The 12,216-nt window shown below is 35.2% G+C and carries 11 protein-coding genes and 1 riboswitch; all 11 genes read right to left on the bottom strand.

Annotation, left to right across the window (positions count from 1 at the left end):
- Entirely contained in the window at positions 1 to 729 is a 729-nt protein-coding gene (locus AC1VAQ_RS13855) for a ComF family protein (RefSeq protein ID WP_302599100.1), read from the bottom strand.
- 99 nt (positions 730 to 828) lie between these two features.
- Complete coding sequence (recD2, locus tag AC1VAQ_RS13850; protein WP_479904043.1) at positions 829 to 3,090, bottom strand: SF1B family DNA helicase RecD2; 2,262 nt, start codon at positions 3,088 to 3,090, stop codon at positions 829 to 831.
- Between the two features lie 297 nt (positions 3,091 to 3,387).
- Positions 3,388 to 4,599 (bottom strand): hypothetical protein, encoded by a 1,212-nt coding sequence (locus AC1VAQ_RS13845; RefSeq protein WP_479904042.1) that lies wholly within the window; start codon positions 4,597 to 4,599, stop codon positions 3,388 to 3,390.
- 164 nt (positions 4,600 to 4,763) lie between these two features.
- On the bottom strand, positions 4,764 to 5,948 hold the full coding sequence (gene metK, locus AC1VAQ_RS13840; protein WP_302599197.1) for a methionine adenosyltransferase: 1,185 nt from the start codon (positions 5,946 to 5,948) through the stop codon (positions 4,764 to 4,766).
- 118 nt (positions 5,949 to 6,066) lie between these two features.
- Positions 6,067 to 6,172: riboswitch (SAM riboswitch) on the bottom strand.
- A gap of 81 nt (positions 6,173 to 6,253) precedes the next feature.
- Entirely contained in the window at positions 6,254 to 6,664 is a 411-nt protein-coding gene (locus AC1VAQ_RS13835) for a rod-binding protein (RefSeq protein ID WP_302599196.1), read from the bottom strand.
- A 15-nt stretch (positions 6,665 to 6,679) separates the two neighbouring features.
- Positions 6,680 to 7,498, bottom strand: a complete 819-nt coding sequence (locus AC1VAQ_RS13830; RefSeq protein WP_302599195.1) for a flagellar hook-basal body protein — start codon at positions 7,496 to 7,498, stop codon at positions 6,680 to 6,682.
- Positions 7,499 to 7,517: 19 nt separating this feature from the next.
- Positions 7,518 to 8,285, bottom strand: coding sequence for a flagellar basal-body rod protein FlgF (flgF, locus tag AC1VAQ_RS13825; RefSeq protein ID WP_479904041.1), 768 nt, complete (start codon positions 8,283 to 8,285; stop codon positions 7,518 to 7,520).
- A gap of 85 nt (positions 8,286 to 8,370) precedes the next feature.
- Positions 8,371 to 9,372: a rod shape-determining protein gene (gene mreB, locus AC1VAQ_RS13820; protein WP_302599193.1), complete on the bottom strand. Its 1,002-nt coding sequence runs from the start codon at positions 9,370 to 9,372 to the stop codon at positions 8,371 to 8,373.
- Positions 9,373 to 9,586: 214 nt separating this feature from the next.
- Positions 9,587 to 9,841, bottom strand: coding sequence for a sporulation transcriptional regulator SpoIIID (gene spoIIID / locus AC1VAQ_RS13815; RefSeq protein ID WP_054739658.1), 255 nt, complete (start codon positions 9,839 to 9,841; stop codon positions 9,587 to 9,589).
- A gap of 438 nt (positions 9,842 to 10,279) precedes the next feature.
- Positions 10,280 to 11,176, bottom strand: coding sequence for a peptidoglycan DD-metalloendopeptidase family protein (locus tag AC1VAQ_RS13810; RefSeq protein ID WP_302599192.1), 897 nt, complete (start codon positions 11,174 to 11,176; stop codon positions 10,280 to 10,282).
- Between the two features lie 68 nt (positions 11,177 to 11,244).
- Positions 11,245 to 12,165 (bottom strand): SpoIID/LytB domain-containing protein, encoded by a 921-nt coding sequence (locus AC1VAQ_RS13805; RefSeq protein WP_302599191.1) that lies wholly within the window; start codon positions 12,163 to 12,165, stop codon positions 11,245 to 11,247.
- Positions 12,166 to 12,216: the final 51 nt, after the last annotated feature.

Here is a 12,216-nt window from a genome sequence, read left to right as displayed (position 1 = left end):
CTATACGCCTATACATACAATAAGCAGAATAATATTTGTATTTTTTAAGCGTAAGTTTTTTTGTACTACTCTTATGCACTCTCTAACTGTAGCGCCCGTTGTATATATATCGTCAATAATCGCCACTTGCTTTAACTCGGGATAGTCCATTGTTGCTCCTTTAAGTACTATACTCCCTACAATATTTTTTAATCGTTCTTCTCTACTGCACTGAGATTGTGGTTTCGTATTTTTCATACGCTTTAGACAATCATACACAGGGATCCCTGACAAGTTACTGATTTCGTTTGCTAAATCAAGTGATTGATTAAATCCTCTCTTTTTCAGCCTAGTAGGTGCCAAAGGTACGGGAATAAGTGCATCTACACTTATTTTCTCTAATATCTCTATATCATGTACAAATAGGCTAGCAAAGCTTTTTCCATACTTCCTAATCCCCTTATACTTCCACCTTAACACTGCTTCTCGGCAAACTTCCTTGTAGGGAAACAAGGCAATAATTCGTTCTATATAAGGCAATTCCAGATTTTCACAAAACAAACATCTCTCCTGCCCCATATCATATGGACGCCCACATCTAAGGCATATATGTTCCTTCAAAACATAAGCCTCACACTTTTCACACAAAACTCCAGTTTCTTTTTCATCTAAAATAGTTCTACAAAGGGGACACTTTCTAGGGTAAATAAGTTCTTTTAGCTTATTAATAACCTCAAACTGTTTATACATTTCTTATCACTTCCTATATTCATTTCCCCTATTTTAACTATTATTTTAACGCTTATTATCTACAATCTTCCGCCCTTCACTTTTCACCTTTTCCTACCCTTATAACATTTGTGAAAGGTGTAACCCCAAGCTGGAATATCGCTCTATCTCTCTATTATTATCAACCATCTTTTGTAATGTTGTTTCAAGTCCTACACCTACTACTAATTTCTTAGCACGTGTAACTGCTGTATATAATAAGTTACGATTTAAAAGCATAGGTGGCCCACTATGCACCGGAATAATCACAACGGGATACTCACTTCCCTGTGATTTGTGGATAGTTACTGCATAAGCAAGCTCTAATTCATCTAGCTGGCTAAATTCATACTCTACAACCTTCTGGTCATCAAATGTTACGACCAGAATTTCCATTTCATCCTTAATACTTGTAATAATTCCGCAGTCACCGTTGAATACACCAGTTCCTTCTTCTATAGGCATCCCTGTTTTACCCAGCACTTTCCAAGGTGTATTATAGTTATTCTTAATCTGCATCACCTTGTCGCCTTCTCTAAAGATTACACCGCGATACTCTTTTTCTGGCTTCAACTCATGGAACGGATTGATAGCTTGTTGAATGGCTTTATTTAGTTCATTCACTCCTACAATTCCCTTTCGCATAGGCGCTAAAACCTGAATATCCTTTAAGCTATCAAAACCTTGATATTTAGGGAGTCTCGTTTTAATGAGTTCAATAATCGTTGCTTTAACTTCATCTTGTGCTCCGCGTTTCATAAAGAAGAAATCGGTGCCTTTTTCATTTGCCACTGGATACTCACCTTTATTAATACGATGGGCATTCATAACGATAGCACTTTTAGAGGCTTGTCTAAAGATTTGAATAAGCCTTACCACATGAATACGTCCACTTTTTATAATATCCTTGAGTACATTGCCCGCTCCTACTGAAGGCAACTGATCTGCATCTCCAATTAAAATAAGACGTTGCCCCTCTACTACCGCCTTCATAAGAGCATTCATAAGAGTAATATCTACCATAGACATTTCATCCACAATAATGACATCTGCTTCTAATGGGTTATCCTCATTTTTATTAAACATCTGTTTACTACTATCATCTCGCATGTAGTTGATTTCTAAAAGTCTATGCAGCGTTTGTGCTTCCATCCCCGTTGCTTCACTCATACGCTTTGCTGCACGTCCTGTTGGTGCGGCTAAAAGTACATCTTCTCCAGCCTTTTCAAGCATGTGTAAAATCGCATTAATTGTAGTCGTCTTCCCCGTGCCAGGCCCTCCAGTAATGACTGTTACGCCATATGAAAGTACACTACGCACCGCTTCTTTTTGTTCCTCTACAAGCTCAATGCCCAATTCCTTTTCAGTATGTTCTAGTTCCTTCTCTACATCTAGTGCGCTATCCTTCTGATAAAGACTAGCTAAATCAATTAACTTTCTTGCTACTGCCTGTTCACTATAATAAAGATAAGATAAAAATACACAAGGTATTTCATTATATGTTTTTATAATAACTTGCTTAGCAAATGTCAATTCAATTAGTGCATTTTCAATTAAAGGATGTTCAAATGTCCCTGTAACCAAATAAGCATTATACTCCTCTGGCAAAAGAAGTTTTATAGCTTCCTCCATTAAAATTCCTTTTGGTACATAAGTATGTCCATTATTAGAATAGCTAGATAAAATATAAAGCACACCACTTTTAATGCGATGTGGATCATCCTTAGCAATCCCTACTTGATACGCAATTTCATCAGCCTTTTTGAACCCAATACCAAAAATATCATCTACTAGGCGATAAGGTGTATTTTTAACTACTTCCATCGTCTGATCTTTATATTGTTTATAAATTTTAACCGCAAAAGTGGCTGTAATATTGTACTCTTGCAAGAACAACATTGCTTTACGTAACTCATATTGGGCGTGAAAAACTTCGCCAATCTCAATAGCCTTCTTCTCACTAATTCCGTTAATTTGAGCAAGTACTAAAGGTTCCTCTTCAATGATGCGGAACGTATCTAGTCCAAAATGCTTCACTATCTTCTTAGCCGTCTTTGCACCAATACCTTTAATTACCCCAGAAGCCAGATATTTTTCCATACCTTGTACAGTCTTTGGCATACTTCGCTCAATTAGATCTACTTTTATTTGTTTACCATAGATAGGATGCGTACTCCAACTGCCTATAATCTTAACTTCCTCACCAGCATAAATACCCGCCATCTCACCTACGCAAGAAATCTCTTCACCTTCATATTCAATTGTACAAACTGTATAGCCATTTTCTTGATTTTGAAAAATAATATCTTCTACTGTTGCTTCTAAGACAATTTGTTCACTCAACTTTATTCACCACTCTACTTTCATTTTTCCATAAGTATAACACAGATATAAGGAGGGGTGCAAAAGAGGTGGGGATTGTATGGAGAGGTCCGCCGAGTGGTCCCATTACTGCCATCTACACTCTTCACACATGCTCACTCTTTTTACAATATTTGTGTTAGGCAAAAGACTTCGTTTAAGCCTACTAAGACTATCATCAAATTTTCAAATAAAAATCAAACCGGTTACAATCTAGTTTACATGTAGATTATAACCGGTTCATATAATTTTTAGACTTTGTTATATATGGTACTTAAATTATTTGTAAAGTTGTTCAATCATTACGTAACCCTCTTCGTCTAGGCTGTAATTGAAGCCTAACTTTTGAAGTGTTGCTGGCGTTACATATGATGTACCATTTATAACTTTTGTTGTTACTTTTGTTGCTTCACCATCTATAACTACTGATGTTGCTTTTGTTTTTGAATCATATTTTACCTCAATATCTAATTGATTCATTGTGTCTTTAAGTGGAACATATACAGTATTACCTTTTACCACTAAATCTGTTTCATCAAGATAAGCTACATTTGGTACAAGTAAGCTTTGGAATTCTTCCATTGTATATACTTTTGTATCTGCGGGAAGCGTAATATCTTTTTTAGCTACTTTTTTACTTTCTGCTGTTGTTATAACCTTAACATTTACCTTTTCTCCATCTACATTAATTGCTAAGTTAGCTTCTACGCTTCCTTTATAGCTATCATCTGCAAATGCATAATTTACTTTTGCACTACTTCCTTTAAGCATTGTTTTTAATTCTGGAAGTAAAGCAGTCATTTGAGTTGATAATTCTTTTTGTAATTCTGCATAATCAGCATCTGTAACTTCTCCTGTAGTTAACATAGCTTCTTTCATGAGATCACTTTTGAAAAGTTCAGTCACAAAGTCGCTTGCTAATTGTACAAACTCTTCATCTGAAATTTCCATTGTATAAGTTCTATCAGTTTGTGTAATATCTAAATCTATATTGAATTTTTTCATTAAATCAATATATTTATTCATACCTTCTTTACTTACGTCAGCTGCTGCATATTCTAGTCCAATATATTCAGATGACACATTTTGTAATGAAGTAGAAGGCTCTACCCCTGTAAGCTTAAGAATATTTTCTATGTAAGATTTACTAAAGTAAGTTTGATTCCCTTTGCAAATAATTTTGATAGGTGCAATGGCACTTTCACCTTTTGTTAAATCAATAGTTTCCCCTGCTGCTTCTAACTTCTTAAATGTAATAGTTCCTTCCATAGCCTTATCAGCCATGTTCATATAAGAAGTTACATCGCCATAAAATTTAATTGTGTCTTCTCCTGCTTGAGCTTCCACTACAATATCTGCTTTTGAATCAACACCTTCCCAAGTATAAATTTTTTGCATCTCATCAAGTAAACTCATTCCTGTCTTATTACATCCAATCATCATAATAGCTGTAAAAACCATCATGAACAGTGCTAACACTTTTTTCTTCATCTTATATTCCTCCCTATAATATTAGTACCATCCCATATTATCCTATTTCTCAAATAATTTCAACATTCAAAATATACATAATTTAATTTATGAATATTCCTATTCCTCAATGTATGCCAAATAATAAAAAAGGCGGTGACATTTTCAGTCACCACCTTTTTCTTTTAGATTTCAGCTTTTAAAGCTTCTGCTTTATCTGTTCTTTCCCATGGTAAATCTACATCGATGCGACCGAAGTGACCATATGCTGCAGTTTGTTTGTAGATAGGTCTTCTAAGGTCTAACATTTTAATAATACCAGCTGGTCTAAGGTCGAAGTGTTTTTCAACAAGCTCAACAAGTTTTTCATCACTTACAACACCTGTGCCATGTGTATTTACAAGGATTGATACTGGTTTTGCTACACCGATTGCATATGCAAGTTCGATTTCACATTTTTTAGCAAGTCCTGCTGCTACGATATTTTTAGCCACATATCTAGCTGCATAAGCTGCTGAACGGTCTACTTTTGTTGGATCTTTTCCAGAGAATGCACCGCCGCCGTGGCTTGCGTATCCGCCATAAGTATCTACAATGATTTTACGTCCTGTAAGACCTGCATCACCAACTGGTCCACCAATTACGAAACGGCCTGTTGGATTGATGAAGTATTTAGTTTCAGCATCTAAAAGTTCAGCTGGAACGATTGGTTTAATAACGTGTTCCATAATATCTTGGTGAATTTGTTCTTGAGATACTTCTTCTGAATGTTGTGTAGAAACAACGATTGCATCAATTCTAACAACTTTATCCCCATCGTATTCTACTGTTACTTGTGTTTTACCATCTGGTCTTAAGTAGCTAAGTGTACCATTTTTACGTACTTCAGATAATCTTTTTGATAATCTGTGAGCAAGTGAAATTGGCATTGGCATAAGTTCTGGTGTTTCGTCACAAGCGAAACCAAACATCATCCCTTGATCTCCAGCACCGATTGCTTCAATTGCTTCTTCTGTCATTTCACCTTTTTTAGCTTCAAGGGCTTTATCTACACCCATAGCAATATCTGGTGATTGTTCATCAAGTGCAACGATTACACCACAAGAATGTCCATCGAAACCATATTCTGGTGCATTGTATCCAATTTCATTGATTGTATTTCTAACGATTTTGTTAATATCCACGTAGCAGTTAGTTGTAATCTCTCCCATAACTAATACAAGTCCTGTTGTAAGAGCTGTTTCACAAGCTACACGTGCATTTGGGTCTTGCTCAAAAATTGCATCTAAAACTGCATCTGACACTTGGTCTGCAATTTTATCTGGATGTCCTTCTGTTACTGATTCTGATGTAAATAATCTTCTTGCCATTTCTCATAGCCTCCTTAATATTCGTAGGATTCCTGAAACTAAAGCATAACGACTCACGTCATTTTCTTAATAAAAAAGACCTCATTCTAAGAATGAGGCCTTTGTATCTGTTCATTGATCCTCATCTTACGTATGTATAACACACGTGGGAATTGGCACCTTAGTCTATAAACTAGGTTGCCGGGTTTCACAGGGCCCTGTCCCTCCACCTCTCTGGATAAGAATTATTAAATTCATTATTAATTTTTCAATTGAACTCATTATAGCAACGTGCTATAGCTTTGTCAACACAATTATATATTTTTTTATATTTCTTGGTCTACACTACTTGTATGCATCGCTTGTTCATTAGCTAAATTATTTTGTGCTTGATATGTACTTAACATCTGCTTGTACATGCTATCAGCAAGGCCAATGCCACCTGCTTCTACCATATTTTCACACATTGCCTCGATCATACTATCTTCAAACATCTCTTCATAATCGCCTTTTTCAGTAATACCTTCACCCGTTAACATACTATCTTTCATTTTTTTAAAAACATAAGAAAGCATATAACTTTCGATTTCTTTACAGCTTTCTTTTAATTCATCTGTATTTTGTTCTGCCATAGCTTTTTGAAGTGTTTCACTGAAATCGGTATTTGCTACTTTATTATTTTGTGCTGTTAAATCTTTTTGAAGATCAACTACACTTTGAATACTTGTAATATCCATGTCTTAACCTCCTAACTAACGCTTAAGTTCATTAGCTTGTTGAAGCATTGTATCTACTGTTTGAATAGCCTTTGAATTAAGTTCATAAGCTCTTTGTGCCACAATTAACTTAACCATTTCATCAGCAACTTGTACGTTAGACCCCTCTAAATAGCCTGTACGTATTGTACTTCTTCGAATTCCTTCATCTTCACCTTCTACTAGAGGTACTCCTGAATTAGGTGTTTCTACATAATAGTTATTTCCTATAGCTTCAAGGCCTTGTACATTCGCAAACTGCACCATCTTGATTTGAGCAATATCCATTCTTGTATTTGTATCTTCATCCATGTAGTAAACTGAACCATCTTGTCCAATTGTCACCTTATCAATTGGTACATCTGTTCCAATAATAATAGATTCATCTTCTGTACTAAGTACTGTATTTCCATCAGAAGTTACAAGTGCATAGGCACCTTCATCAGCAAGCATAGAAATTCTAAAACTACCATCTTTTGTATACGCTACAGTATCATCACCTTTATCAATTGCAAAGAACCCATCCCCTTGAATTGCTAAATCTGTAGGATTATCTGTTTGTGTAAGTGTTCCAGATGTATAATTACGAGAGTTTGCAAGCGCACGTACACCATGACCTACTTGAGATGTAGATGGTTGCTGTACATTATTTCTCTCTGCTGTTGTTCCTAAGTTTGCATATAATAAACTTTTAAAGTTTGTTGTCTCCCTTTTATAGCCTACTGTATTTACGTTAGCCAAGTTATTTGCGATTGTATCTACGTTTAATTGTTGTGCTGTCATACCAGATGCAGCTGTCCATAATCCTCTTACCATTGTTTACTTATCCCCCTTATTATACATTAGCTAAATCATTAACTGCTTTTCCTAATAACGTATCATGTGTTTGTAATACCTTTTGATTTGCTTCATATGTTCTAGAAACTGTAATCATATCGACCATAGCTGTTACTGAGTTTACATTAGATGTCTCTAAAAATCCTTGAATAAGTGAACCTGTAAATTCTGTTCTTGGTGCGGTACTACTATATAAGTTGTCATTCATTTTAGTTAGTGCTCTAGTATCTGCAAAGTTTGCCAGATCTAATGTATCAATATATTCTGAGTCTAAGTAAACCTCACCATTCTCTTTAATAACAACATTTCCACCTTGGCTTAAGAAATCTTCACCAAAACTAATAGCGCCAGCTTGTCCCATTACACTATAGCCTTCTGATGTCACTAAATCACCATTTTGATTAATACTAAAGTTTCCATCACGTGTATATGCCTCACCATTTGGTGTATTCACTACAAAAAAGCCATCACCTTGAATTGCTAAATCTGTAATTTCTCCAGTATTTCTTACAGAGCCTTGAGTAAACTGAGTATAAACCTCAGCTACTTTCGCTCCTAAAGACATAGAACCTATTCTTCCATTATTAGGCTGATTATGTTGCATATCATTAATTCTCTTCATAAGTGTCTCTTGAAAAGAAGTGATGACCGTTGTGTCTTTCTTATATCCTGTAGTATTCACATTAGCTAAGTCATTAGAAATTACATCCATTTTCTTAGACTGCACATTCATCCCCGTAGCAGCCGTATACAAACCCTTTATCATAAGCTTTTCTTCTCCTCTTCCCTCTATTTTTTCCATAGTTAACTTTTTATTTCTAACTATCATTTGTTAACTTTTTACGGTTTTTCTACGCTTGTCTATGCCCTTTAGCATATCTATAGTCAACCCACATTCCAGTTCCTATGGCTACACAGCTCATAGCATCATCTGCAATAACTGTATTAATGCCAGTAGCTTCTGTAATCAACTTATCCAGTCCATAAATAAGGCTTCCGCCTCCAGTAAGAACAATTCCTCTATCAGAAATATCTGAAGCAAGTTCTGGTGGCGTTTCTTCTAAAACAGCACGAATACCATCAATAATACCTGTTACACTATCTGCTAATGCTTCTCTTATTTCTTCTGAGTTAACTGTTACATTTTTAGGAAGTCCAGATACTAAGTCTCTACCTCTTATTTCTATTTCGGCAAGTTCTTCTCTTTTATATACACTTCCCACACTAATTTTTATTTCTTCTGCTGTTCTTTCTCCAATAAGAAGGCTATATTTCTTTCTCATGAATTTTACAATCATATCATCAAATTCGTCCCCCGCGATTTTGAGTGATCTTTTAACAACAGCACCACCTAATGAAATAACAGCTATATCCGCAGTTCCACCACCGATATCTACAATCATACTTCCACAAGGTCTTGAAATATCTATACCAGCACCAATAGCCGCTGCAATTGGCTCTTCAATTGTATCTACAAATCTAGCCCCTGCTTGTCTTGTAGCATCTTCTACTGCCTTTTTTTCAACTTCTGTTACACCACTTGGAATACATACGCCAATTCTTGGTTTAACAAGTCTATGACCAATTGCTTTTTGAATAAAATATCTAAGCATCGCCTCTGTTGCATCATAATCCGAAATAACACCTTGTCTTAAAGGTCTAATCGTTCTAATATTAGCTGGTGTTCTTCCTATCATCGCTCTAGCTTCTTCACCTACAGCAATTACTTCATTTGTTTTTTCTTTAACTGCTACTACTGACGGCTCACGTAGTACAATTCCTTTTCCTTTTACATATACAAGTACATATGCTGTACCTAAATCTATTCCTATATCAGCGCCCATTCCAAACATAAAGTTTCTCCTTCATCTATCATAATTTCATATATATGCATTACTGTGTATATATGTTTGTTGTAATCTCTTATATGTGTAATCTCTCAAATAATTATAACATCATTCATTATACTTTGCATAAAAGTTATATTTATTTTTTAGTGTTTCCTAGCCTAAAATAATTATGAGGCTATTACATTTAGAATTAATGTAATAGCCCCATTTCTCAAAACTATTTCATAATAGTTGAATACTTTTCTTTAGTTGCCAGTCCTCCTCTTAAGTGTCTTTCTGCTTTATTAAGCTCTAAAACTTTTCTAGCTTCATTAGCAAGCTTTGGATTTATCTTCTCAAGTCGCTCAGTTACATCTTTGTGAACTGTACTTTTACTAATACCAAACTTCTTAGCAGTTTCTCTTACCGTAGCGTTATAAGTAATGATAAATTTGGCAGCCTCTACTGCTCTCTCTTCTATATACGCTTTCAAGAAAAGGTCCCCCTTAACACGACTCTTGATTTATATGTATGCATAGCACTTCCCAGTTATTACAAATTAACGTTTATTTTTGCAAGAAATTGTGCGGGCGTTTGGACTTGGGGGAAATAGGGCGTGGATAAGTTGAATATATATTTTTCCTGCTCCCTCCCTACGGTCGAAGTCGCGATAAAATATATATTCAATTTACCCACACCCATACTTCGAGGATGAAAACGCCCAACGTGGGAGCAATTTCTTCAAAAGTACATTCAGGTTTAAAAACCAAAAATAGGAGTTGTCGAGAAATAGCTCGCTGGTGTACCTAGAACCTACTAGCTACACCAGCGAGCTTTTAGACAAGGAAATGAATACAAAAGAAAAGAGTACTCATTTTGCTTATAATACAAAAAAAGATATCGTGAAATTTTCGCGATATCTTCATTTTGTTTAATTTTGAGCTACTTCAAAGTAGTTTGTTGGGTCAATTACTTCATCATCATGTGTTAATTGTAAATAGATATTTTCACCTTCAGCAACAAATGGACCTACTGGAGAACCTACTGTACCTAAAATATCTCCAGCATTAACAAGTTGACCTTTGAGTGACTCATCTGGCGTTCCGCCTTGGAAACCATAAGCTACTTTATAGCCATTACCTAAATCTACAATCATAACTTTACCTACATATGGCATATCCCAGCCTTCTAGTGTACTTGAATCTGTCACGATATCAGTAACTATACCTTTCGCAACAGCTTTAACTTCTTCACCTTCATTAGCTGCAAGACAAACACCATAAGTACGCATTGTTTGATTAAGTGTATCACTAAACCAATATTTTGTACTATCATCAGTATAAGGAACAACTGTACTTCCTTCTACTGGTTCTGCAAATGTATCACCATCCGCAAAAAATGGTTCTGTAGATTCATCTGCTGTAGTACTTGCAAATGTTTGTGTATTGAGCTCTTCATCAGCTATTTCTGATGTTGTACCTTCTGAATTATCACTAGTTACATTTTCAGCTGATTCATTAACTCCTTGAGTTTCTTCTTGTGCCTCATTATTTTCGTCTACTGCTACACTCTCATCATTTGTGACTGCTTCCTCTTCAGATGTCATAGCATCATCCGTTGGAAGCGCATCATCAACGATAATAGGTGCACCCTCATAGTCATCTGATACATTGCCGCCTGCTTGCTCATTTTTAATATTTGAGTCTGGTGGCACATTACCTTCTTTAGGTAAGAATAGTACAGCTACAAGAGCGCCAATGATGACAATTCCCATTGAAATGTAAAATACATTTTGCTTTAAAAACTGTGTAACTTTGTTCATTTTCATTATTTACACCTCCGACGTTCTAATTATCGCCAGAGTCTTTTCTTATTATTCAATTATATTTAAATTTTTTAATCATTTTTGTCACTATTACTATATTTTTCTATTTCTATCCCCGTATAATAATGATTTAGTATTTCTTTATAACCTTTTCCTTGTTTAGCTAGCTCATTGGCACCGTCCTGACTAAAGCCTACACCATTGCCACTACCTACTACATCAAAAATAAACTGATCTCCAGATAAATATATTTTAAAATTGCAAGATTCAAGCCCTAATAGATTTCTAAAACTTTCACCGTCTAGAATCACATTACCAACTTGAATATTCTTTATATAACCAGCCTCATCCTTCTCAATGATTTGAATCTGATTTTCTAATGTTTTCTCATCTGCAATTAACTGAGGATATTGTTTCTTAAGTGCTACAATAATCTCTTCTTTACTCATTTTAACCTGAGTGTTCGTGGCTGCATTTTGATTTGCTACGCTTACCAGATAAGGTACTTCTACACCATACACATCTTTTGCATCTCTCGTGCAGGTTCCACTTGATTTATGATAAATAGGTTGTATAGGTTGTCCATTATATAAAATAAGTTCATCTTTAGTTTCTTCTACTGCTTCCTTATATGTTTCATATATACTCTCATATTCATCTTGCCATAATGCTTTCATTTCTTTCTCTGTATAACCTGTTAGTTCACTTTTCGTTTGCATGCCTAATGCCCGTCTTGCCATATATGTTCTAATGACTACTGCTTGCGCTTTAATTGCTTCATACTCGTATGTATAAGAAATCTCCTTAGCTAAAATTGGAATAATAAGCGATTCATCTAATAATGTCTCTTCATTTTCATCTTGATTTATCTGCTTTGATTGAATTTGAGCTAACATGTCCTGTCTATTATAGCCGCTGCCATATATGATAATAATAGGAATCAAAAACAAACTTGTCCCTATAAAGCATATTACCCTAATAAGTTTTTGCACACCAATCCCCTCCCATATCCCATTAATATAGTATATGTAGCAACTAAATAT

This window comes from Cellulosilyticum sp., from assembly GCF_982396655.1.
Note: the sequence above shows the minus strand (reverse complement) of the source record. Positions and strands in the feature narration are given on the sequence as shown.

Coding starts and splice junctions, on each gene's coding strand:
- AC1VAQ_RS13855 (WP_302599100.1), bottom strand. CDS start 729: ATGTATAAACAGTTTGAGGTTATTAATAAGCTAAAAGAACTTATTTAC.
- AC1VAQ_RS13845 (WP_479904042.1), bottom strand. CDS start 4,599: ATGAAGAAAAAAGTGTTAGCACTGTTCATGATGGTTTTTACAGCTATT.
- metK (WP_302599197.1), bottom strand. CDS start 5,948: ATGGCAAGAAGATTATTTACATCAGAATCAGTAACAGAAGGACATCCA.
- AC1VAQ_RS13835 (WP_302599196.1), bottom strand. CDS start 6,664: ATGGATATTACAAGTATTCAAAGTGTAGTTGATCTTCAAAAAGATTTA.
- AC1VAQ_RS13830 (WP_302599195.1), bottom strand. CDS start 7,498: ATGGTAAGAGGATTATGGACAGCTGCATCTGGTATGACAGCACAACAA.
- flgF (WP_479904041.1), bottom strand. CDS start 8,285: ATGATAAAGGGTTTGTATACGGCTGCTACGGGGATGAATGTGCAGTCT.
- mreB (WP_302599193.1), bottom strand. CDS start 9,372: ATGTTTGGAATGGGCGCTGATATAGGAATAGATTTAGGTACAGCATAT.
- AC1VAQ_RS13810 (WP_302599192.1), bottom strand. CDS start 11,176: ATGAAAATGAACAAAGTTACACAGTTTTTAAAGCAAAATGTATTTTAC.